The organism is Microbulbifer sp. Q7 (assembly GCF_001639145.1).
GTDB lineage: Bacteria > Pseudomonadota > Gammaproteobacteria > Pseudomonadales > Cellvibrionaceae > Microbulbifer.
Window position 1 is genome coordinate 1,083,495 of the sequence record NZ_LROY01000001.1, and the last position, 23,223, is coordinate 1,106,717.

A 23,223-nucleotide genomic window follows, 5' to 3' on the forward strand; every position below is an offset into this window, starting at 1 on the left:
CAGTTCAAAACACGGGATTCAGCACAGAATGGGAAATAAAACCGCGCTTTACGATGCCCACGTTGCCATGGGCGGCAAAATGGTGGATTTCGGTGGCTGGGATATGCCGCTGCATTACGGTTCACAGCTCGACGAACACCACAAGGTGCGCAAGGGCGCGGGCATGTTCGATGTGTCCCATATGACCGTGGTGGACGTGGATGGCGAAGGCGCGCGGGATTTCCTGCGCACGCTGTTGGCCAATGATGTGGCAAAGCTGGACGGCAACCCCGGCAAGGCGCTCTACACCGGTATGCTGAATGAGCAGGGCGGTGTGGTGGATGACCTGATCGTTTACCTGCGCGATCCGGGTTACCGCGTGGTTGTAAACTGCGCTACCCGCGAAAAAGACCTGGCGTGGATGAACCAGCAGGCAAGCGCTTTTGATGTGACCCTGAGTGAGCGCCCGCACCTGGCGATGATTGCCATTCAGGGCCCGGATGCCATCGACAAGGTGAAGGAAGTAATGGGCATCGACTGGACGGCGGCGATCGACGGTCTCAAGGTGTTCAACAGCTTCGCGCGCGGTGACTGGTTCGTGGCGCGCACCGGCTATACCGGCGAAGACGGCCTCGAAATCATGCTCAACAACGAGGATGCCCCAGGCTTCTGGCAGGCCCTGGCGGACGCCGGTGTGGCGCCCTGCGGTCTCGGTGCGCGCGACACCCTGCGCCTGGAGGCGGGTATGAACCTGTACGGCCATGAGATGGACGATGACACCTCGCCGCTGCAGGCCAACATGGCCTGGACCATTGCGTGGGAACCGCAGGATCGCACGTTTATCGGCCGCGAGGCGCTCGAGCAGGAAAAAGCCGCCGGGGTGGAGAACAAACTGGTGGGCCTGGTGCTCGAAGAGCGCGGTGTTCTGCGCGCCGGGCAGCAGGTTGTGGTGGACGGCACCGATCGCCGCGGTATCATCACCAGCGGCACCTTCTCCCCCACCCTGGGCTTCTCTATTGCCATGGCCCGGGTGCCGGTGAGTGTGGGAGAGACCGCGCAGGTAGAGATCCGCAACAAGCTGATCCCGGTGCGGGTGGTAAAACCGAGCTTTGTGCGCAACGGCAAGTCGCTGGTGTAAGCACCCGGCTGGAGATTGCGCTGCAGCCATTGCGTGATTTTCTGGATATCCGTTTTTAAATAGACCGTTTACAGCTAATTTTGAGCTTTTTTGAGGGAAGAACCCATGAGCGAGATTCGCAGCGAACTGAAATACGCCTCCAGCCACGAGTGGGCGCGCCTGGAAGAAGATGGCACCGTGACCGTGGGCATCAGCGACCACGCGCAGGACTCCCTGGGTGACGTGGTGTACGTGGAAACCCCGGAAGTGGGGCAGACTCTGTCCGCGGGTGAAGAGGCGGGTGTGGTTGAGTCGGTAAAAGCCGCCAGCGACATCTACGCGCCGATTTCCGGCGAAGTAATCGCGGTCAATGAAGCGCTGGAAGACGAGCCTGAAACCGTCAACTCCAGCCCGTACGACGATGGCTGGTTTTTCAAGATCAAGCCGAGCGACGAGAGCGAGCTGGACAAGCTGCTGGACGCAGACGCGTACAAGGCGGAAGCGGACGAGGGCTAAGCTTCCCTTCTGTTTCCGAAACAAAAACGCCGGGCATTGTGCCCGGCGTTTTTGTTTGAATGATGGGTTTTGTATTGAAAAGGCTACCACCGGCCTAGCTGGAGTTCTCTTCTGACTGCTGAGGCTGCACCAGCCCGCCAATTCCCAGGTCCTGCAAATACCCGCGCAGCTTTTCCTCAATCTGTTCCGGACACTCCATTTTCAGCACCTGCTGTAACAGGCGGTCGAGATCCGATTTGTTGACTTCCCGCAGAGCGGCTTTTACCCGCGGCAGGTTGGTGGCGTTCATGGAGAGCACGTCGTAGCCCATGGCAACGAGCAGCAGCGCACCGCCCGGGTCGCCCGCGAGCTCGCCGCAAATGCCCACCTTGGTGCTGGTTTCATGGCCCGCGGTCACCACCTGCAACAGCGCCTGCAGCACCGCCGGATGGAAACTGTGGTAGATACCCGCCACGCGGCTGTTGTTGCGATCCACGGCCAGCAGGTACTGGGTCAGGTCGTTGCTGCCCACCGACATGAAGTCTACCCGCTTGGCCAGTTCCCGCGCCTGGTACACCGCCGAGGGCACCTCGATCATGATGCCGAGCGGAGGACGCTGGATGGCGTAACCTTCATCGACCAGTTCATCGTAGGCGCGATCCACGAGTTTGCGCGCGGCTTCCAGTTCGCCCACGCCGCTGATCATCGGCAACATGATGCGCAGGTTGTCGAGGCCCAGGCTCGCTTTCATCATGGCGCGCACCTGCCCCAGGAAAATTTCCGGATGGTCCAGGGTGACACGGATGCCGCGCCAGCCCAGGAAGGGGTTGGTTTCCTCGATGGGGAAGTAGGTGAGTGCCTTGTCGCCACCGATATCCAGGGTGCGCATGGTCACCGGGCGCGGGGCGAAGGCCTGCAACTGTTCGCGGTAAATTTCCCGCTGCTCTTCTTCCGAGGGAAAGCGGTCGCGCAGTAGAAACGGCACTTCGGTGCGGTACAGGCCAACGCCCTCGGCACCGCGCTCCAGCGAGCGTACTACGTCTGCCATCAGGCCCGTGTTCACCCACAGGCGGATGCGGTGGCCATCGGCGGTTTCACAGGGGAGCTTGGCAAGGTGGTCCAGGTTGCGTGCCAGCTCGCGCTCCTCTTCCACAATGGCATCGTAGCGGCGCCTGAGTTCCGGGCTGGGGTGGATATGCAGCTCACCGCGGTAGCCATCTACCACCAGGTCGACGCCGTCGATCTGTTCCCAGGGCAGCTCCTGCGCCCCCATCACCGCGGGTACGCCCATGGCGCGGGCAATAATGGAAACGTGGCTGTTGGACGAGCCTTTGATGGACACCAGCCCGGCAAGTTTCTCCCGCGGCACATCCGCCAGTACCGAGGCGGTGAGTTCTTCGCCGATCAGGATGGTGTTGTCGGGGTATTCGCGCAGGCTGTGTTCCTGCTGGCGCAGGTGCATCAGCACCCGTGCACCGAGGTCGCGTACATCCGCGGCGCGCTCGCGGAAATAGGAATCCGACATGGCTTCAAAACGCCGCACATGCTCCAGCATGACTTCCGCCCAGGCACGGCTGGCGGTCAGCTGCTGGCGAATGCGTTCGCACACTTCGACGGCAATGGAACTGTCGTCGAGCATGCTGATATAGGCGTCGAACAGGGCGCGCTCTTCTTTGTTCAAGTCGTTCTTCAGCCGCTCGCCCACATCGCGGATCTCATCCCGTGCGGCCGCCAGTGACTGGTAGAACAGCTTGAGTTCGGCGTCCACGTCCATGGTACAAGCGTAAGGCACCGTCGCCAGGTTGGCCGGCGGCGCGACAATGTGCGCGCGGCCGATGGCGATACCCGGGGAGGCGGCAAGGCCAACGAATTTTGCCTCGCTACGCTGCTGCCCCATGTTGATAAGGGCGCCGGTGGCCTCGGCGTGGGCGATGACCCCGGCGAGCTGCGCTGAGAGGGTGACAAGAAAGGCCTCTTCACCCTCGTCAAAGCGGCGGCGCTCCGCCTGCTGCACTACTAATACACCGAGTACGTTGCGGTGATGGATGATGGGGGTGCCGAGAAAAGCGGAGTAGCGCTCCTCGCCGGTAGCGGGGAAGTACTGGAATGCGGGGTGGGCCTCGGCGTGTTCGAGGTTGATCGGCTCTTCGCGGGTGGCGACGTTACCCACCAGCCCTTCGCCGGGGGCCAGATGTACCTGGCCGACGGCATCCTGATTGAGCCCTTCGGTGGCCATCAGCACGTAGTTGCCGGATTGCTTGTCGCGCAGGTAGACCGAGCAGACGCGGGTGTTCATTACCGCCCGCACCCGCCGCACGATGATATCGAGCGCCGTGGTGAGATCCCGGGCGGTGTTTACTTCCTGAACGATACTGCGCAGTAAATCGAGCAAAGTGGCCATCCTCGCCGTACGTGTTCGGCGCCGCGAACTGGCGGCGTCGATCCTGGCTGAGCGTGCCCGCAACGACCGCGGTAGTCCGCAATGGGTGCCGGGTTACTGGTCGCGCTGCAGCCAGCGTCTTTCCAATTGTAATTGTGTGGGCGCCAGCTCGGTGAGCGCGCGCCGGTAGACCTCCCGTTTGAAGGTCACCACCTTGGTCAAAGGGTGCCAGTAACTCACCCATCGCCAGTGATCAAATTCCGGTTTGTAGCCATTGTTGAAGCTGATGTTGCTTTCCTCGGCATTCAGCTGCAACAAATACCACTTCTGTTTTTGCCCAATGCAGAGTGGTTCCGAGCGGCGCCGCACCAGCCGCTGGGGCAGCCGGTAGCGCAGCCAGCCACGGGTGCTGGCAAGCAGGGTAACCTGGCTGCGGGTGAGGCCTACCTCTTCGTAGAGCTCGCGATAGAGTGCCTGTTCGGGAGTCTCACCGGGATTGATGCCGCCCTGTGGGAACTGCCAAGCGTCTTTGCCGCCTACCCTGCGCGCCCAGAGGGCCTGGCCGCGCTCGTTCAGGACAATGATGCCGACGTTGGGGCGAAAGCCCTCGCTGTCGATATTGCTGCTGTTGTCCGTAGCTGCACCAGTGTTTCCCGCACCTTGGGGGCGGGAAGCTTTTCCGCCGCCGGATTTGTCGTTGCGCGCGGAAGCTCTGGCGGGTCTGCGGCGATTTTTACGCCCGGCGGGAGTCTGCTTGCCGTCGCCCAAAATGCCGTCCTCAAATTTTGTCGGTGCATTACGCGAGGCAAGGAATACCTCTGCACCGTAATGTCCTGCATTGTTCCACAGCGGCCGATTTACAGCAATTCGGTGAAGCCGGTCGGTGTAACCCCTGTCGTGGCGGGGTAAAATCTGCCGCCTTGGGCGCGCGCAACGGGCGCAGTGGGCTTGCTCGCAAGGGCGCGACAGGGTCGGGTTGGCGCAAAAAGTTGTCTTTTGGGCAACCTGCGCGTCACCGGTGCCCTATAGTCAATAAAGGAGATTTTTGTGCAGCTGGCGATTTTTGACCTGGATAACACCCTGATAGGCGGCGACAGCGATCACGCCTGGGGGGAGTTCCTGGTAACCCGCGAATGTGTGGACGGCGACCGCTTCCGCAGTGAGAACGACCGCTTCTACCGGGATTACCAGCGCGGCGATCTCGACATCTTTGCCTATCTCGCGTTTGCCCTGGAGCCGCTGGCGCAGCTGTCCCGGGGGCAGCTGCAAAACCTGCAGCGAGAATTCATGCACGAGGTGATCAGCGACATCTGGTTGCCTCATGCGGAAACCCTGATACAGCGACACCGGGACGCGGGCCATCACATCATGATCATTACCGCCACCAATCGCTTTGTGGTTGAGCCCATCGCCACCCGCTTGGGGGTGGATACCTTGCTGGCCACCGAGCCGGAAGAGGTGGATGGCGAATTTACCGGGCGCGTGGCCGGGCATCCCTGCTTTCAGGAGGGCAAGGTCGTACGACTGCAGCAGTGGCTGGACCAGTACCCGCATTATGCGGAGGGTGAGAAGTGGTTTTACAGCGACTCCATCAATGATCTGCCGCTGTTGATGCAGGTGGAGCATCCGGTTGCCGTGGACCCCGACGCGCAGCTGCGCGAAGAGGCGCTGACCCGGGGCTGGCAGGTGATCAGCCTGCGCGGTGACCAGGAAGATTTTGCCAGTGCCCTGCGCTGGTGACCGGGCAGGGCAACCGCACGCGCCATTGCCCTGACGCAGTAATTACTTTTAAACACGCTCAGTAACCAGTTCGGAAATACCGTGAAAAACGCAGTCATCAAGTCTTCATCGTTCTTTTCCCGGGGACACTCCCTGACCCTCGCGCTGATCGGCGTCCTGTTGCTGACCGGTGGTTGTGCGCGCGAGGCATCGGAACCCCGCGCGGACAGTGATACCCCCGCGGCAGAGGTGCAGGCGATCAACAAGGCGGCAGCCGAAGCCTTCTCATCGGAGTACTGGCAAGCTGGACAGGCGCAGGTGATCGATCTGCAGGCCGCCGGCCAGGCCCTGGAGCGGGCGGTGGGGCAGCTGCTGGAAGCGCCGACGGAAGATCATCTCGAGACGGCCAAACTGGCGTGGCTGGATGCGCACCGTGAGTTCTCCGGCGCACTGCCGTTCATCAAGGTGGCGTTTGCGCCGGCGGACCTGCAGCAGCAGGGTAATGAGCTGTTGCTGGCGTTGAACAGCTGGCCGGTGCAGGCCGGGTATCTGGATACAGTACCGGGGTATTCCACCAGTGGCATCGTTAACGACACCGCCATCGAGCTCACCCTGACCAATCTGCGCAAGCAGCATCGTCTCACCGCGCATGAAGAGGCCAGCACCGGTTTCCATGCGCTGGAAGTCATGCTTTGGGGGCCCACCAGTGAACGCTCGGCAGAGCAGTTTGCCAGGGCCAGTGGTGGCGAGCAGCCAGAAGCGCAGGCCGCCAACCGGCGCCGCGAGCTGACTCGTCTGATCACCCAAGGGATCAGTGAAGACCTGGCGGCCTTGGCCGCGCGCTGGCCGCTTGCCGCCAACGACCTGTCGCAGCGGTATCTGTCGAGGGAACCCGCCGCACGCCTGCAGGCGATCCGCGGCACACATATCGAGCTGTTGCGCAGTGAGGTGCTGCCGCGGATGCCCGAGAGTTCCGAAAGCGATGTGGAGAGCCCGCTCGCCGCCGATTCCAAGCAGGCACTGCTGTCCATACTGCGCAACCTTCAAGCCAGCTGGCTGCCGGAGGGTGGCGGTGGTCTGGCAGACCTGTTGTTGGATCGTCACCAGACCTCAGCACTGGCGCAGACATTTGCGCAACTGGAAGAGCGGCTATTAAAGATGGAAGACCCCATCGAGCTGGCAGCGCCCGCGGAATTGCAGCGCAGCCGTCACCAGGTGGAGGCCCTGCTGGGGCTGATCTCCGGTGACACCCAGGTGCCAGCCAAGGATGAGGAAATGACGCCGGTCAGCCTGAGCATGCCCGACGCTGAGTAGTCGCCGGCACAGGGCCCGCTTCCTCACTTACCAAAAGACAGACGCAAAAAACCCAGGCAATGCCTGGGTTTTTTGTTGGGCCTGGCTGGCGTAGCGCCAGCGCAGCTGGTGATTACCAGCGACGAACCGGACCAGTGTCGACGTGTACGAAGTTACTCTTCGGGTAGTAACCCACACCGCCGGCCTTCAGGTCGATCGCCGCCTGGCGAACCTTGGACAGTGAGACACCGGGCATACGAATATCCAGTGCCATACCGCGGGTGTGGTAGCTGCGTCGCGCCACACCTCGGCCCGCTGCACGCAGCTTGGCGTTGGTTTTCGGCGAACGATATCCGGAGATAATCTCGACTTCGCCGTTGTAGTTCAGCTTCTCTTTGATCTTGTACACGATATCGAACAGTTTCGGGTCCATACGTGTCACTTCGTTGGCGCGGTGGTCGCGCAGCAGGCGGTTGAATTGCTTCAGGCCGCTGCTTGCGTAGTCGCCGTCCGCCCAGTAAGCGGTGCTGAGGCGCTCACCGGTGTGCAGGTTGCGCATTTTAAGGGTGCGCGACTTGCCTACCTTTGCCAGTGCGGGGCCGGCTGAAACCGCCGCCGCGGTAGCTGCAGAAACTGCTAAAAACCTGCGTCGTGAAAGTTCTTTCATACCCTGTTACCGCCTTTGCTTTAGTAGTGAGTGTTGCCGTCATGGGCTTCTAGTCTTCGAGTGGCTTCCGGTGCTGCTCGGTATGGCTGCACTGTACGAAAAACGATCACTGGTTACAAACAGATCCGGGCTTATCGCGAATTGATCAAAAAATAACCTGGTGATTATGTTCTAGTGCACTACGGCACGCGGATTTTTTTTGCCGCGCACCGGGACAGAACCCCCTAAATTGGCATGACAGCGTTGTCAGATGTAGGAATTAATTTTTCTGCGACCGGCCAGTTCCAGGTTGGGGGTTGTGCGCCGCACAAGATGAAACTACCGGGTTTCGAGCGGCGGTTTGGCGGGGAAACGCCCATTTTAAAGGGCAAATGGCGGCTGTTGGGGCCGTGGCTGGGTGGAATATGACCGGTGGGTGGCAGGAAATTCGGCTGAAATGCGTCGGTAGGGGGGCAGGGCGGGGGCGGACAGATTACTCAGGCCCCGGGTGAAAAGGGGCCTGAGTTAGCGTTTGGGTACGACATCGGCTTCTTTGGTCATTTATCCCGGTGGTAGACGTCCGGACGGAACTGCACCTTGCCGAGACCGTCCACCCAGGCGGTGAGATAGGTAATGAAGAGCTTGGGCGGTTCTTCCACTTTAATCGTCACTGATTCATCGCCCGTGGTTGACTGCGCAACCCGGGTTCGGTCCCAGCCCTGTGGGCCGAGCAGGGCGTATGCCAGCTCCTCGGGCTGCTCCAGGCGAATACAGCCGTGGCTGTAAGCGCGGTGGTGCTGCTCGAACAGGCTCTGGGCCTGGGTGTCGTGCAGGAAGATGGCCTGTTTGTTGGGAATGACAAATTTCACCCGGCCAAGTGTGTTGCCGGGTCCGGAGATCTGGCGCAGGGTAGCCTTGCCGCTGGCCGCGCTCTGGATGCTCTCGTCATTGATGGGGGTGGTGGTGTTGGTGCCGTAACGGACCACCCGATAGCCGCGCTTGTGCATGGCCTCGGGATTGTTGCGTGCCTTGGGCAGCAGGTCGGTGAGCAAAATGCTGCGGGGCACCGTCCAGGTGGGGTTGAAAACCACCGAGACCACCTTGGTGTTCAGATCCGGCGTGCGTTTGCTGCTTTTACCCACCACGGTTTTCATCGACAGCACAACGCGCTGCTGCTCGATCAGCTGCAATTGGTAGTCCGGTACGTTGACCAGAATATAGCGTTTACCGGGATTGTCGGGGAGCTTGTCCCAGCGCTCGGCATTGACCTCCAGACGCTGTGCCAGTTCCTCCGGAGTGCGCGCAAGCTCTTTCAGGGTGGCCCTGCCGACGATGCCCGAGACCGGTATGCCGTGGCGGCGCTGATAGGACTCCACCGCCAGTTGCAGCCCCGCGTCAAAGCGGTTCGGGTTCAGTACGGATGCGGTGATGGGCCCGGGCTGGCCGGCATAGTCGCCAAAAAGTTGCAGCAGCTGGCGCAACTGGGCAACCCGGGGTCCCTGGTCGCCGGCCTGCAGCGGTGCGCCGGGGTCGATGGGCTGCCATTTCCCGGCGAACGCCCGGTAGCGTGCCGCCTGTTCGCGCAGGATCTTGCCGGCGGTGGCAAAGTTCACCGCACTGTCGGCGCCGGCCGTGGGCCCGGGTACGGATTCGGGTGCAGGTTCTGTGCGGGGGCCCGATGCCGCATCCGGTGCCGCGGTCAGGGGCGTCTGCTGCGCACTGTCGTCCACGGGGGGCTCGCTGGTGGTGTCTGTTTTTTCGGTGCTGTCGGTATTCCCACTGGCGGTATTCCCATTGGTCCCGGCATTCTCGCGAGTGTCGCTGCGATCGGGTCGATCACTGCGTTCTTGTGGCGGTGTTGCGGATTGTCCCCCGGATTGTGTGTCGGGGGCATTCTCCTCGGGCGCCGCATCCGCGGCGGGGGGCACGGGCGGCGCTGCGTGCTCACTGGCGAGCGGGTTTTCCGCGGTCAGCATCAGGGCACAGCAGCTCGCCGCCACAATCGTATAAAAATGGCCGGCGCGGGTGTGTCGACAATGGTGTTTGGCAATCGTGTTACGGCTCATCGTGTTACGGCTCATGGGAACCCCCATTCCTCATCGTGCTGCGCTGGTTTCACTGTCCGCCGGACGATCGCGGCCGTAGATGTCCGGGCGGAAATTCAATAGCCCCTCTTCATCCACCCACGCGGTCCAGTAAACGATATGCACGGGAATGGGCTGATCCAGTGCCACGGCGCGCGTGCGGCTGCCGCTGCCGGTGGTGTAGCGGACCAGCCGCTCCGCGTTCCATTTGCCGGGCTTTGAGCCCTGGTTGGCGAGCACGATCTGGGCAAACTCCTGCGGCTTTTCCAGGCGGATACAACCGTGGCTATAAGCGCGCTGGCTGCGGCTGAACAGTTCTTTTCGCTGTGTGTCGTGGAGAAAAATGGCCTGTTGGTTGGGGATGATGAATTTGAAGCGTCCAAGCGCGTTGCCCTCGCCACCGCGCTGTTGCAGCGCCACGCTGCCGAGGCGCAGGGCGCGCAGGTTTCTGCCGCTGAACGGCACGGACTTGCCGCGGTTGTTGACCAGCCGATAGCCGCCGGCAGAGAGCGTGGCGGTCCCTTTGGGTAGCAGCTCGCGCACGGCAATATTGATGGGGACTGTCCAGGTGGGGTTGAACACCACGCGGGTCAGTCGGGTACTCAACTGGGGCGTCTGGTGTTTGGGTTTTCCCACCACCACGCGCATGCGGTACTGCTCCTGCTCGCCTTCGATCAGGCGCAGGGTGTAATCCGGGATGTTGACCACGATGTGTCGGGGCCCGAGGTCTTTTGGCATTTTTTGCCAGCGCTCGAGATTTGCCTGCAGGGTAGCGAGGCGCTGGTCCGGTGGGGTGTTCAGGTGCTCGCGGGTGGCGCGGTCGACGATGCCATCGGCGCGCAGGCCATGCCGGCGCTGAAACCGCTCAACTGCGCGGCGCACCTGGTTGTCGAACAGCTCGGGGTCTTGCTTGCGGTTGTCGGCTTTGCCATCGCCGCCTGTGATGCTGGCCATGTCATTGGTGGTTGGCAGGTCACCGTATTGCATCAGCAGACTGCGCAGTGCCCGGACTTGCGGGTCGCGCACTCCCGGGGCCAGCGTCTGACCTTTCGGCAGCGGCTGCCAGTCATCGCCCTCACTCAATGCGCGATAGCGGGCCAGCTCCTCGCGCATTAGTGCGTACTGGCGCCCGTAGGGGGTGAAGGGGCTATAGGACCCGGCAACGGTGGCGAATGGTGATGATGGCGGGGGTGTGACCTGCTGTTCAGTTCCTTCCTGTTGCGCGCCATTGGCGGGGGAAGGCGTCAGCGTCGTCGCATCGTCCAATGCAACCGTCTCGAGGGAGAGCGAGAACACCACCGCAGCGCCCAGATTCAATTGAATACCCAGTCTGTTACCCATCGTTGACCCCTGAACAAGTCTCAATCGGCCGCGTGGCCTATTACATATCGGGCGAACCCGCTGTCTGTAATTGGTAACTTGTGACTGGAATGGCGCCAAATAAGATTGGGGTATGCGGAGGGGGGCTTTTTAGCGGAATCGAAATAACTGCCGGACGGATCCTCCGCCCGGCAGTGTGGTGGGCAGTGAGAGAAGAGGGAAGTAAGCGGTTACTGGAACTGGTTCACCGCAAGGCCATCCTTGCCATAGATGTCCGGGCGGAAGTGCATGCGGCCCTGACCATCGACCCAGGCGGTCCAGTAGGTGAGGTAGACCTTCACATTCTTGCTCATACGCACTTCGGTGGTTTCGTCGCCGGTGGTCAGCTGCTCGATGCGGTAGCGGCTCCAGTCACCGGGCTCTTCGCGCAGCAGGGCCTCCGCTAGCTGGCGCGGTTTTGCCAGGCGCACGCAGCCGTGGCTGTAGTCGCGGTCGGTGAGGCCGAACAGGCTCTTGGCGCGGGTGTCGTGCAGGTAAATCTCGTCGGAGTTGGGGATCTCGAATTTGATCCGTCCGAGGATATTCTGCTCACCGCCTTTCTGGCGCATCAGGAAGCCTCCGGCGGCTGCCCGCCCCAGGTTCTGGGAGGTGAGGGGCAGGTATTCACCGCTGCCATTGACCACACGGTATCCCATGTTTTCCATGCCGTGGGGGTTGGCGCGAGCCTTGGGCAGAATCTCCTTGACCAGAATACTGCGGGGCACCGTCCAGGTGGGGTTGAACACCACGCGGGCCACGCGGGTATTGATCTCCGGTGTCTGGTGGATTTTCTTGCCCACCACCACGTTCATGGAGAGCTTGATGCGGTCATGTTCGACGTAGTTGAGCGAGTAACCGGGAATGTTGACCTGAATGAAGCGGTCTCCAAGGTTGGCTGGCAGCTTTTCCCGGCGGCGAATATTGGTCTCGATAATATGCGCGCGCGCGGAGGGCGAAATGTTCAGGCGTTCGCGGGTCTGCTTGCCGACGATGCCGTCGGGCTTCAGGCCGTGCCGAATCTGGAAGCGCACCACGGCCTGATGCAGGCTCTGGTCGAACTTCTTGCTGTTCATGTCACCGTAGCCGTAGTAATCCCCGTACACCGACAGCAGGTGGCGCAGGTGAATCACGTTGTTGTGCTTGGCGCCGATGGTCATTGCGGGGCCAGCGGGCAGCGGGCGCCAGCGACCGGAGGCGGCCATGTTGCGGTAGCGTGCCAGCTGCTCGCGCAGGGCCTGAGCGTCACTGCCGAACGGGGTGTTTTCCTCGACATAGAGGCCCTCGCCGTGCGACGGATTCAGACCGGAGCCGTCGTCCTGCAGGCTGCGGAAGCGGGGCATCACACGCGGATAGTTTTGTGGATAACTGCGGGTCGAATAGCGCGCGGAATGGCTGCTGCCGTAGCGGGAGCCGGTACTGTAGGTGTTGGTCCGCTGGCTGGGCTGACGCTGGGTGTAGTAGCGCGAGCGATCGACGCCCTGGTTGCCACGAGCCTGGTCGCCACGGTTGTAGCCGCGAAAGTACTGGCGGCCGCTGTCGTTATTGGCAAGCAGCAGTGCATCGCTGGCATCGGCGCGGGCACTGGCCATCTGGAAACCGCCGTCGGTCAGGTTGACCGGGGTGATGTCTTTGCGGCGCAGGCGCGGCTGGTGTTTCGGCGCGCGGGGATTGAGCTTGTCCAGCTGCGTGTCCTGGGCATAGGAGATGAATGCATCGGTCAGCAGTACATCGAGCACGGCTGCCATCTGCAGGCGCTGGGGCGTATCCCGCAGGGTGCGGTCGAAGTACCCGAGGTGGTAGCGGTAGTCCACCATACTGCTGGGATTGCCGGAGCTGGATGCCGTGAGCTGTTTGAGCAGGTCGTTGGCAGTGTCACTCAGGCTGTAGTTATCGAACCACAGCAACCGGTAATCGGTGCGGCGGTAGATGCGCCGTACCTGCACCGGATTGAAGATCGGGTCCTGTGCCGGCCATGCGTCTGGATTGTCCTCCAGCCAGTTCACCAGATGCGGGCGCACGGCACTCTCCGGTAGTACCGGGACCGTTTTCTGATTGGCAGTGAAAGCGTAATAGAGGGCGAACACGCACAGGCTGCCGAGAAAAATCAACGGCAGCGGTGATTTGTGTTTGCGACGCTCTGGAATGAAATATGACATGGTACCTCAGCGATACAGCAGGGCGCCGGTTTACAGTGCGGAAGCCGGGAGCCCGATCGTTCATACCTTCCCAACCTTCGGCGCGCCTCTCCCTGACAGTCCCCGGAGCAACCTCCAGCGACGGCACACCTGAGTCGAGCATCCCGCGCGACCTTCCTTTTATTGAGGCGAAGCTGGAGACCGTTTTGCGCGTATCTCAACATCCGCCTGCCTGTGAAATTAAGTATGGCAACAAATCCGAAATTTGCTTGGCGTGAAATTCACTTCACCTTAGGGGAGAGGTGGTGAGCGGGTTGAAGGGCGCGAACATGGAGGGCATCGGAGTCGATTAACACGACATCTGGTGTAAACAGGCGGATAAAGCCCGGATGTGGGAATGGGCATGCGCGCCGCGATGAATTGCCGGCCTATGGCGGGTGCGCGCACGCCGCTCAGCCAGCGGAGTGATGAAAATAGCGCGGGCTGCCGCTGGCCTGACCGTCAATGTAAGTCTGCTCCCACAGCTGGACGCTGCCGAACCTGTCGACGGCCACCAGTGTGCTGGCGCGGGTTCCATATCCACCAGGTAAGCCGTGGTCTGTGCCCGCGGGATCGCCATCGCGGATACGGACAAAAATAGGGGAAAGCGCCGCCTCCATGGCGGGGCCCACCCCGGTATCGGGCAGTTGGTTGGCCTCTGCCGGAGTGTCGTCGGTCAGCAGTGTCAGTGCCGGGGCGACGAAATTGTGCGCGTCCAACCGGTCCGGCAGGGTCTCGAGCAGGCAAGCCAGCCGCTGGCAGCCAAGGCGAACCTTGGGCCAGGGGGCGTCCGGGGCGCCATTGGAGATGCCGTGGACGCCGGCAGAGAACGTGAAGGGGGCATGGCGATTGCCGGCACAGGCAAGCACGTTGTTGTGCCGATGGTCGAACAGTATCGCGTTGAAGCCGCGGTAGCGGGCACCGGGCAGGGCCGCCGCATACTCTTGCGGGGGCTGATCGCCGCAGAGAAACTGCGTGGGGATTTCCCCGCGAGACAGTACCCGCTCTGGTTCCGGTACGCCCGGCTCGCGGATATTGGTTACCGCCGCCACCCGCCCGGTCGGCGCAATGCCCAGCCAGGTACCGCCCGCCTGCAGGTCGCGCCCTGCGGTAATCTCGCGGTCTGGCCATGCATGGGCCGGTGCCGCCGGGCGCCGGTAGAACTCATCCCGGTTGGCCAGCAGCAGCAGCGGGTACTGGGGATGCTGCTGGTAGGCGATCAAAAGCAGGCACATAGCATCTCGCAATCGTTATTTCCTCAATGCCATAATAACGCCCACTTTGAATAACTGCGGTTCGAGTATGCTCACTTATCCCGAGATTGATCCCGTCGCGGTGGCCATCGGCCCCCTCAAGATCCACTGGTATGGCCTGATGTACCTGACCGGGTTTGCGGTGGCGTGGTGGTTGGCCATGCGCCGGGCGCAGAAGCCGTGGTCGCCGGTGATCAAGTCCGAGGTGGAAGATTTGATCCTGTTTTGTGCCATTGGCGTGGTGGTGGGTGGCCGTTTCGGGTACATGTTCTTTTATAACTTCAATGAACTGATCGCGCACCCGCTCAGCCTGTTCAAGGTGTGGGAAGGGGGCATGAGCTTCCACGGAGGGCTGATCGGCGTGATGCTGGCAGCCACCATCTATGCGCGCAAGATAGGCACCACCTTCCCCGCGCTGATCGATTTTGTCGCACCGCTGGTTCCCATCGGCCTCGGCCTGGGACGCATCGGTAATTTCATCGGTCAGGAGCTGTGGGGCCGGGAGACTGATGCCCCCTGGGGTATGGTATTCCCGCGGGATCCGGAGTTGCTGGTGCGCCATCCGTCCCAGCTGTACCAGGCCTTCCTGGAGGGGCTGGTACTGTTTGTGGTGTTGTGGATCTACTCCAGCAAACCGCGTCCGCGGCTCGCGGTGGGTGGCCTGTTCATCCTCCTGTATGGCATCTTCCGCTTCCTGGTGGAGTTTGTGCGCCAGCCGGATGTGGGTATCGAGGTGATGTTCGGGTGGATGACCCGCGGTCAGCTGCTGTGCCTGCCGATGATCGCCGCCGGTATCATCCTGCTGGTGTGGAGCTACCGCACCCAGCCGTTGCCCGCGGGGCGCGGCCAGACCGAAGGCGGGGAAAAACCCGCGGCCAAGCTCAAGAAAAGCGCGGCCAAGTGATACCGTGCCGCGGCCCGGCACCCCGGGGTGCCGGTGTGACCCGATTTTAAAAAATGTGTATATAAATGAAGCAATATCTCGATCTGATGCGCCACGTGCGCGACAACGGCACCGTGAAAAGTGACCGTACCGGTACTGGAACCCGCAGTGTCTTTGGCTACCAGATGCGCTTTGACCTCGCGGAGGGGTTTCCGCTGGTTACCACCAAGAAATGCCACGTGCGTTCCATCATTCACGAGTTGCTGTGGTTCCTGAAAGGGGACACCAATATTGGCTATCTGAAGGAAAACGGTGTGCGTATCTGGGACGAGTGGGCCACCGAAGACGGCGATCTCGGGCCGGTGTACGGCTATCAGTGGCGCTCCTGGCCCACCGCCGACGGTCGCCATATCGACCAGATCAGCGATCTGGTGCAGCAGTTGAAGACCCGCCCGGATTCTCGCCGCCTGATCGTTAGCGCCTGGAATCCTTCCGACCTGCCCGACGAGGGCGTTTCGCCGAGTGATAATGCCCGCGCCGGCAAAATGGCCCTGGCACCCTGTCATGCGCTGTTCCAGTTTTATGTGGCAGACGGCAAGCTCAGTTGCCAGCTGTACCAGCGCAGTGCGGATATCTTCCTCGGAGTGCCGTTCAATATTGCCTCTTACAGCCTGCTGACCCTGATGCTGGCACAGGTGTGTGGCCTGCAACCGGGTGACTTCGTGCATACCTTTGGGGACGCGCACCTCTATTCGAACCATATGCAGCAGGTGGAAGAACAGTTGTCACGGGAGCCGTTGCCTCTGCCGCAGATGGTGCTGAACCCGGACGTGGATGACCTGTTCGATTTCCGCTTTGAAGACTTCGAGCTGCGGGGCTATGAGGCCCATCCGCACATCCCTGCGCCGGTGGCCGTGTAATGGCCGCGCCGGCACCGACCCTGGCGATGATCGTGGCAATGGCGCGCAACCGCGCCATTGGGCGGGAAAATACCTTGCCATGGCGCATCTCCGGTGACCTGCAGTTCTTCAAGCGCACCACCCTCGGCAAGCCCGTGGTCATGGGCCGCAAGACCTTTGAGTCCATCGGCCGCCCACTGCCGGGGCGGCAGAATATCGTTATCACACGCAATCCCGACTGGCGTGCCGAGGGGGTCACCGTCGTTGGCTCGCTGGAGTCCGCGCTGGAAGTGGCTGCCCGCGAGGCGGTTGATGAGGTCATGGTGATCGGGGGCGCTGAAATTTACCGCCAGGCCATGCCGCTGGCCGATCGCCTGTATGTGACCGAAGTGGATGCTGAGGTCGACGGGGATGCCTTCTTTCCCGCGCTCGACGAGCGCTGGCAGGAGGTCAGCCGGGACTGTTACCCGGCCTCGGAGCGGGACGAATATAACTACTGCTTAGTCCAGTACGACAGGTTTAAATAAAAAACAGTTTGACCAAAAAATGCTCTATCGGGTAGATTTGGTCAAATGTTGCACAATGTAGGCCGCCGCATATGTGTGCATGAGCCCCGATAGTGTTACCCGGGTGTTACTCAGCTACACAGGTTGGCGAATGCGGTCATTCCGCATTTGAATAATCAAATCGGCTGTTTACAATGTGCGGCTCTTAGCTGTCTTCAAACCAAAAACTACCGCGTTGTGGCAGCTAATCCATCGCGACCATGTTGTGAAATATTGAACCCACTGGGGGGTCTAATGAAAACCAAGCGATTCATGGCTGTGGCGCTGACCACTGCGCTGTCTGCCGGCGCACTGTACGGTAGCGTAGCCACTGCGGACACTATCAACACTGTCCTCAAGGTCGGCGAGCAGAAAACTGCTGCTGCCACCGCATCTCAAAAGCGCATCGACAAGATCGCTCAGGAAACCTCTGACCTGCTGCAGCAGTTCAAGGTTGTGAACAGAGAGATTGACGGCCTGCGTGTATACAACCGTCAGCTCGAAAAGCAGCTGGCCAACCAGTTGTCGGTGATCAAGGACCTCAATGAGTCCATTGACCAGGTAACCGTTATCGAGCGTCAGATCCAGCCGCTGATCCTGCGTATGCTGGACGGTCTGGAGCAGTTCATTGAACTGGACGCCCCCTTCAAGCTGGCCGAGCGTAAGTCCAACCTCGAAGGTGTTAAAAACAATATGGACCGTTCCGATATCACTGTAGCGGAGAAATTCCGTCAGGTGCTGGAACTGTACAATTTCGAAGCGGAATACGCGCGTAAGATCGACAGCTACGGCGACACCCTGAACGTCAACGGTCAGGACCGCGAAGTAAACGTACTGCAGATCGGTCGTATCGCTCTGGTGGCCCAAACCACCGACTCCAAGATCTCCCTGGCTTACGACAAAGACCAGAAAGCTTGGGTTGAAGTGGATTCCGGCGACTACCGCCGCGCCATCATGCAGGGTCTGAAGATCGCCAAGAAACAGGCCACTACCGATATCATGACTATGCCGATTCCGGCTCCGGAGGCTGCGCAATGAAAACCTCTATCGCCAAACGCGTCCTAGCTGTTGCTGCCGCTGGCCTGATCAGTGTTTCCGCTGTAGCCCAGGACAAAGCATCTTCTCTGGACCAGCTGCTGAAGATGGTTCAGAGCTCCAAAATCTCCGAGTCTGCCGAGCACAAAAAGCGCGAAGCTGACTTCCGCCGTCAGAAGGCCAACCAGGCCTCCCTGCTGAGCCAGGCAGAAAACACTCGTACCTCTGAAGAAGCCCGCTCCGCGGCGCTGGAGAAGAAGTACGAAGAACAGGAGCTGCTGGTCCAGCAGAAGCGTCAGCAGCTGGACGAGCGCCTCGGCTCTCTGAAAGAGCTGTTCGGCCACCTGACTTCTACCGCTGGTGACCTGCGCGCAAACCTGGACGGCTCCCTGGTTTCTGCCCAGTACCCGGGCCGTGCCGAGTTCCTCGATCAGCTGATCGACAAAATGAACTCCGCGACCAAGCTGCCAACTATTCAGGAAATCGAGCGTCTGTGGTACGAACTGCAGCGTGAGACCGTTGAGTCTGGCAAGGTTGTGAAGTTCAACAGCACCGTAATTCTGCCCGACGGCGAGCAGGCCCAGCAGGAAGTGGTGCGTGTTGGTAACTTCAACGTGGTTTCCAACGGTAAGTACCTGGAAATGAACGACAGCCTGAAGCTGGCCGAGCTGATCCGTCAGCCTGACGGCCACTACCAGAAAATGGCTTCCAACCTGCAGAACGCCACCAGCGGCTTCACCGCGTTCGGTGTTGACCCCACCGGTCCTACCGGCGGCTCTTACCTGAAGGCCATGATCAACAGCCCGAGCATCGTTGAGCGCTGGCACCAGGGTGACAAAGTGGGTTACATCATCACCGCGGTGGGTGTATTCGCTATCCTGCTGGCCGTATGGCGTCTGATCGTACTGTCCGGTGTTAACGCCAAGGTGAACGCCCAGCTGCGCTCCTCCACCCCGAACACCAACAACCCGCTGGGTCGTGTTCTGGCTGTGGCCGAAGAGAACAAAGGCGTTGACGGTGAGACTCTGGAACTGAAGATGGAAGAAGCGGTGCTGAAAGAGCGTCCGGCCATCGAATCCGGTCTGAACCTGCTGAAGATTATCGCCATGGTGGCTCCGCTGCTGGGTCTGCTGGGTACCGTGACCGGTATGATCGTCACCTTCCAGGCAATCACCATCTTCGGCGCGGGCGATCCCAAGGCTATGGCCGGCGGTATTTCCTCTGCACTGGTAACTACCGTTCTGGGTCTGTGTGTGGCTATCCCAACTGTGCTGCTGCACACCGTGGTTAACGGCCGTGCCAAGCGCATCCTGCACATCCTGGACGAGCAGAGTGCCGGTATCGTTGCAGAAAACGCTGAGCGTAAATAAGAGGAGGCGGCAACATGCACGCATTAAATGACGCATGGGCCGCCGTTGTCGCCTTTATGGCGTCGGGCGGGCCAGTACTACTTCTGATCGCCGGCCTGACCTTCTTCATGTGGACGCTGATTTTCGAGCGGTTCTTCTACTTCAAGAGTGGCCTGAAGCGTGATGTTCAGGGCGCTGTGGACACCTGGGAGGCGCGCCCCGAGCGCAAGTCCTGGGGTGCCCACCAGATCCGCTACGCGCTGGTTTCCCGGGTATCCGAGAAAATTGACAGCAACTTGGACATGATTCAGACCTGTGTTGCCCTCGCGCCGTTGTTCGGCCTGCTGGGTACGGTCTGGGGCATGATCAACGTGTTCGAAGTTCTCGCGATTACCGGCGGCGGTGATGCCAAGCAAATGGCCAGTGGTGTATCCATGGCCACCATCCCGACTATGGCGGGCATGGTGACCGCACTGTCTGGGGTGTTTGCCAATACCTACATCACTCGTACCGCACAGCGTGAAACACAGTTGCTGGAAGACCATCTGACGATGGATCACTAAGGCACCACAATAGCGCTACCGCAGTGCCCGCAAGGGTTATACCGGTAGCCGAGAAGGTTTAGCCAGAGAGGGAGCTTCCGGTTGCACGATCCGTGTGCTGGGAGCTCTGCAGGGCCAAATCTCGCTATTAGCATTTCGCTAGAGAGAGTTGCAATGAGCAGAAAAAAGACTACGGCAGAAGAAGAAGGCCAAGCGATTGACCTCACGCCCATGCTGGACGTGGTGTTCATCATGCTGATCTTCTTCATCGTCACCGCGACTTTTATCAAAGAGCCGGGTGTCGATGTACTGAAGCCGGAAGCGACGACCGCTGATCTCAAAGCCGCCTCTATTCTGGTAGCGATTAACGACAACAACGAAATCTGGATCGCCAAAGAGAAGGTAGATGATCGCCTGGTGAAAAACACCCTGGAACGTCTCTACGCAGAAAACCCGAAAGGGTGGTTGGTGATTCAGCCCGATAAAAAGGCGAGTATCGAGAAGGTTGCCCTGATCGCAGACGCGGCCAGGAAGATCGGAATCGAGAAAGTGTCGGTCGCTACAGAGAAGAGTTAACAGCTATGAACCCGGTAAGACTAGCAGGGGCGGGTGCGCTGGCGGTAGCCACCACTTTTGCCCTGATCTTCACCATGCATGCGCTGATCGAAGCCAACATGAAAGCTCCTGACGACGAGGAGCAGATCAAGGTGGCTGACGTTGTGATGCCGGAGACGAAGATCGAAACAAAATACGATACCAGCAAACCGGATAAGCCCAACGAGCCTGAGCAGCCGCCGCCCGATATGCCGGAGCCGGAGTTTGACCAGCCGGATGTAGACAATGCCCTGAACATGTCTGCGCCTGCGGCCAACGCCGACCTGAGAGTGGGTGGCATCGGTGGCTTCGCCTCTGAAGGTGACTACCTGCCGATCGTAAAGGTTCAGCCTCAGTATCCGCGTCGTGCACTGCAGCGTGGCATCGAGGGTTGGGTTGTTGTGGAATATACGGTGACCAAGAACGGTTCTGTACGTGATCCGCGTGTGGTGGAAGCCTTCACCAAAGATGGCAACCCGACCACAATCTTCAACCGCGCTGCGGTGAAGTCTGCGCTGAAGTACAAGTACAAGCCGCGGGTTGTTGATGGCGAGCCGATTGAAGTGCCTGGTGTAAAAACCAAGATCAGCTTCAATATGGCGCAATAAATAGGGGACGCATATGAATATGACGACCGTGACGAAAGGCCTGTCCAAGTTCGTCCTGCGCACGTCCGTAGCGCTGCCCCTGGTACTGGCGCCAGCAGTGAGCGTTACTGTACTGGAAGCCGCTGGCGTGTCTGCTGGTTTCGCTCAGGCGGAAGCCCAGAGCGAGCAGAAGACCCGCAAAGTGCCGGCCATGCGTGAAAACGTGTTCAAAAAGCTGGGTAAAGTGCAGGAAGCTGCCGATGCCCAGAACTGGCCGGCAGCGCTGGCAGCGCTGAAGGAAATGGAAGCCGGTAAGGACAAGTACAACGGTTATGAAACCGCCCAGATGTACTACTTCTACGGCTTCGTTTACTACAGCATGGAACGCTATCCGCAGGCGATCACCTACTACAAGAAGGTGCTGCAGCAGGGTGCGCAAAACCTGCCGGTGGCACTGGAAGTGGGTACCCTGTTGACCGTGGCTCAGCTGTACTTTGTACAGGAAGACTACAAGCAGGCGCTGAACTACCTGAACCAGTGGTTCAAGGTGGCCGACAACGTTACTGCGGATTCTTACGCTCTGCGCGCTCAGGCCTACCACCAGGTGGGCAACGCGAAGGCCGCCATGGCAGATATCAGCAAAGCCATCTCCTTGTACGAGCAGGAAGGCAAAACGCCCAAGGAAAACTGGTTCCAGCTGCAGCGCTACTTCTACTACGAGCAAAGTGACTACAAAAACGTAGCCAAGGTGCTTGAGAAGCTGGTGAAGCACTACCCGAAAGGGGAGTACTACAAGCAGCTGGCGGGTATGTACGGTGAGCTGAAACGTGAAGACGATATGCTTCACATGATGGAAGCCGCCTATATCGCCGGTGCCCTGCAGAAAGAGAAAGAGCTGTTGAACATGGCCTATCTCTTTATGGGTGCGGAGATGCCGTACAAAGGTGCCAAGGTCATCGACAAGGGCATCAAAGAGAAGAAGATTGAGCGCACCTCGAAAAATCTGGAAACCCTGGCTCAGGCCTACCAGATGTCTCAGGAGCTGCAGAAGTCGATTCCGGAACTGGAAGCCGCAGCAGGCATGTCCGACAAGGGCGATATCTATTCCCGTCTGGCCGGTATTTACCTGGACCTGGACAAGAATGAGACCGCCATTGATATGGGCGCCAAGGCGCTGAAGAAGGGTGGCATCAAGCGCCCGGATCAGCTCTACATCATACTGGGCATGGCGAATGCCAACCTGAAAAAGTACGATGAATCGCTGAAAAACTTCAAGAAAGCCCTGGATGACAAACGTTCTGAAAAGTTTGCCAAGCAGTGGATTAGTTTCGTTGAAGGTGAGCAGGAGCGTGAAAAGCAGCTGGCGATGTAATTGCTACATCGGCCAACGCTTTACGCGAACCGAAAAAGCCGCACATTGTGCGGCTTTTTTTTGCCTGAAATTTGTGATTTGGCGCTATATTGAGCGATTAATGGGAATTATTTGCATTTTCGCCAGAATCAACTAAATACTGAAAGTAGCTGATCAGCTTTTTCCTCCGCACCGCCGATTCTGTCCGGTGCGACCAATCAACACCTGAAAATAACAAGGAGAGGTGTTTATGGAACAGGCTTATCGCTTATCCATGGCCACGCGGCCGTATCCCCCACTCGCGTTTTCGTTCTCAGTCAGATCCGCAACCGTTGTCCGTAACGTTGTGCTTGCAGTCGCGGTGACCGGACTGTTGCTGCTGGGAATGGCGCAACTGATCGCAACCGACTACCAGGAGCCCCCGGAGGTTTTGCCGCCCAAGGTGGCTCCCATTCATTTGCCGGAAATGAAGCGCACCGTGGAGCGGGTAGACCCCATCCGCAAACCGCAGCAGCTGCCACCACCGGTGAAGCCGCAACCTGTTGAGCGCACACTGGAGCCGGCGCAAGTGCCGATTTCTGTGGGGCCACCGGTCGTAACTCAGCAAACCATTGACCCTGGTATCGTAAGTTCTGACCCGTTACCGTTCTACAAGCCAGCGCCCCGCTATCCCCGCCGAGCATTGGCTCAGGGAATCGAGGGTTATGTGGTGGTGGAGTTTACGATCACCCGCAGCGGTAGCGTGAGAGACCCGCGGGTTGTGGGCGGCTTTGACAGTGCCGGTGCGCCTACGGAAGTCTTCAACAGCTCGGCACTCAATGCGGTTGAGCGCTTTAAATATCGGCCGACTCTGGTGGACGGGAACCCGGTAGAGAAACACGGGGTGCGCAACAGGATTACATTCAAGCTGGCGGAGTAGGCGCGACCGAGGCAAAAAAA

General features: G+C 60.0%; 21 protein-coding genes. 14 read left to right on the top strand and 7 right to left on the bottom strand.

What is annotated here, in order from left to right:
- Positions 1 to 28 precede the first annotated feature (28 nt).
- On the top strand, positions 29 to 1,117 hold the full coding sequence (gene gcvT, locus AU182_RS04355; protein WP_066961109.1) for a glycine cleavage system aminomethyltransferase GcvT: 1,089 nt from the start codon (positions 29 to 31) through the stop codon (positions 1,115 to 1,117).
- Positions 1,118 to 1,222: 105 nt separating this feature from the next.
- On the top strand, positions 1,223 to 1,612 hold the full coding sequence (gene gcvH / locus AU182_RS04360; protein WP_066961112.1) for a glycine cleavage system protein GcvH: 390 nt from the start codon (positions 1,223 to 1,225) through the stop codon (positions 1,610 to 1,612).
- Positions 1,613 to 1,706: 94 nt separating this feature from the next.
- On the opposite strand, the gene ptsP is transcribed toward gcvH, so the two are convergent.
- A complete protein-coding gene (ptsP, locus tag AU182_RS04365) occupies positions 1,707 to 3,983 on the bottom strand; it encodes a phosphoenolpyruvate--protein phosphotransferase (protein WP_066962143.1) in 2,277 nt (758 codons plus the stop codon).
- 102 nt (positions 3,984 to 4,085) lie between these two features.
- Positions 4,086 to 4,589 (bottom strand): RNA pyrophosphohydrolase, encoded by a 504-nt coding sequence (locus tag AU182_RS04370; RefSeq protein ID WP_066962146.1) that lies wholly within the window; start codon positions 4,587 to 4,589, stop codon positions 4,086 to 4,088.
- Between the two features lie 429 nt (positions 4,590 to 5,018).
- On the opposite strand from AU182_RS04370, the gene AU182_RS04375 reads away from it, so the two are divergent.
- Positions 5,019 to 5,711: an HAD family phosphatase gene (locus AU182_RS04375; protein ID WP_066961115.1), complete on the top strand. Its 693-nt coding sequence runs from the start codon at positions 5,019 to 5,021 to the stop codon at positions 5,709 to 5,711.
- 81 nt (positions 5,712 to 5,792) lie between these two features.
- Complete coding sequence (locus tag AU182_RS04380; protein ID WP_227718117.1) at positions 5,793 to 7,004, top strand: imelysin family protein; 1,212 nt, start codon at positions 5,793 to 5,795, stop codon at positions 7,002 to 7,004.
- A 112-nt stretch (positions 7,005 to 7,116) separates the two neighbouring features.
- Here AU182_RS04380 and AU182_RS04385 read toward each other — a convergent pair whose 3' ends face one another.
- The 5 genes from AU182_RS04385 to AU182_RS04405 all read right to left on the bottom strand — a co-directional run bounded on the left by AU182_RS04385 (position 7,117) and on the right by AU182_RS04405 (position 14,481).
- Entirely contained in the window at positions 7,117 to 7,650 is a 534-nt protein-coding gene (locus tag AU182_RS04385) for a DUF882 domain-containing protein (protein WP_066961118.1), read from the bottom strand.
- A gap of 536 nt (positions 7,651 to 8,186) precedes the next feature.
- Positions 8,187 to 9,710, bottom strand: a complete 1,524-nt coding sequence (locus AU182_RS04390; protein ID WP_227718118.1) for a murein L,D-transpeptidase — start codon at positions 9,708 to 9,710, stop codon at positions 8,187 to 8,189.
- Positions 9,711 to 9,725: 15 nt separating this feature from the next.
- The gene (locus AU182_RS04395) at positions 9,726 to 11,054 is read right to left on the bottom strand and encodes a murein L,D-transpeptidase (RefSeq protein WP_066961121.1); all 1,329 of its coding nucleotides are present in this window, start codon (positions 11,052 to 11,054) and stop codon (positions 9,726 to 9,728) included.
- A gap of 209 nt (positions 11,055 to 11,263) precedes the next feature.
- On the bottom strand, positions 11,264 to 13,228 hold the full coding sequence (locus AU182_RS04400; protein WP_066961124.1) for a murein L,D-transpeptidase: 1,965 nt from the start codon (positions 13,226 to 13,228) through the stop codon (positions 11,264 to 11,266).
- Between the two features lie 431 nt (positions 13,229 to 13,659).
- Complete coding sequence (locus tag AU182_RS04405; RefSeq protein ID WP_066961127.1) at positions 13,660 to 14,481, bottom strand: NRDE family protein; 822 nt, start codon at positions 14,479 to 14,481, stop codon at positions 13,660 to 13,662.
- Positions 14,482 to 14,548: 67 nt separating this feature from the next.
- Between AU182_RS04405 and lgt the strand changes: the two genes are divergently transcribed.
- From lgt to AU182_RS04455, 10 genes are all read left to right on the top strand, one after another.
- Positions 14,549 to 15,403, top strand: a complete 855-nt coding sequence (gene lgt / locus AU182_RS04410) for a prolipoprotein diacylglyceryl transferase (RefSeq protein WP_066961130.1) — start codon at positions 14,549 to 14,551, stop codon at positions 15,401 to 15,403.
- Between the two features lie 65 nt (positions 15,404 to 15,468).
- Positions 15,469 to 16,302: a thymidylate synthase gene (locus AU182_RS04415; protein WP_066961133.1), complete on the top strand. Its 834-nt coding sequence runs from the start codon at positions 15,469 to 15,471 to the stop codon at positions 16,300 to 16,302.
- The gene (gene folA, locus AU182_RS04420) at positions 16,302 to 16,808 is read left to right on the top strand and encodes a type 3 dihydrofolate reductase (RefSeq protein ID WP_066961135.1); all 507 of its coding nucleotides are present in this window, start codon (positions 16,302 to 16,304) and stop codon (positions 16,806 to 16,808) included. The genes AU182_RS04415 and folA overlap by 1 nt, the downstream gene beginning before the upstream one ends.
- 273 nt (positions 16,809 to 17,081) lie before the next feature.
- Entirely contained in the window at positions 17,082 to 17,864 is a 783-nt protein-coding gene (locus AU182_RS04425; RefSeq protein WP_066961138.1) for a DUF3450 domain-containing protein, read from the top strand.
- Entirely contained in the window at positions 17,861 to 19,231 is a 1,371-nt protein-coding gene (locus tag AU182_RS04430; protein WP_066961141.1) for a MotA/TolQ/ExbB proton channel family protein, read from the top strand. Before AU182_RS04425 ends, AU182_RS04430 begins: the two co-directional genes overlap by 4 nt.
- Positions 19,232 to 19,245: 14 nt before the next feature.
- The gene (locus tag AU182_RS04435; protein ID WP_066961144.1) at positions 19,246 to 19,773 is read left to right on the top strand and encodes a MotA/TolQ/ExbB proton channel family protein; all 528 of its coding nucleotides are present in this window, start codon (positions 19,246 to 19,248) and stop codon (positions 19,771 to 19,773) included.
- A gap of 153 nt (positions 19,774 to 19,926) precedes the next feature.
- Positions 19,927 to 20,328: a biopolymer transporter ExbD gene (locus AU182_RS04440; RefSeq protein ID WP_066961147.1), complete on the top strand. Its 402-nt coding sequence runs from the start codon at positions 19,927 to 19,929 to the stop codon at positions 20,326 to 20,328.
- Positions 20,329 to 20,333: 5 nt separating this feature from the next.
- Positions 20,334 to 20,954: an energy transducer TonB gene (locus AU182_RS04445; protein WP_066961150.1), complete on the top strand. Its 621-nt coding sequence runs from the start codon at positions 20,334 to 20,336 to the stop codon at positions 20,952 to 20,954.
- A gap of 13 nt (positions 20,955 to 20,967) precedes the next feature.
- On the top strand, positions 20,968 to 22,305 hold the full coding sequence (locus tag AU182_RS04450; RefSeq protein ID WP_066961152.1) for a lipopolysaccharide assembly protein LapB: 1,338 nt from the start codon (positions 20,968 to 20,970) through the stop codon (positions 22,303 to 22,305).
- Between the two features lie 340 nt (positions 22,306 to 22,645).
- Positions 22,646 to 23,203 (top strand): energy transducer TonB, encoded by a 558-nt coding sequence (locus tag AU182_RS04455; protein WP_227718119.1) that lies wholly within the window; start codon positions 22,646 to 22,648, stop codon positions 23,201 to 23,203.
- Positions 23,204 to 23,223: the final 20 nt, after the last annotated feature.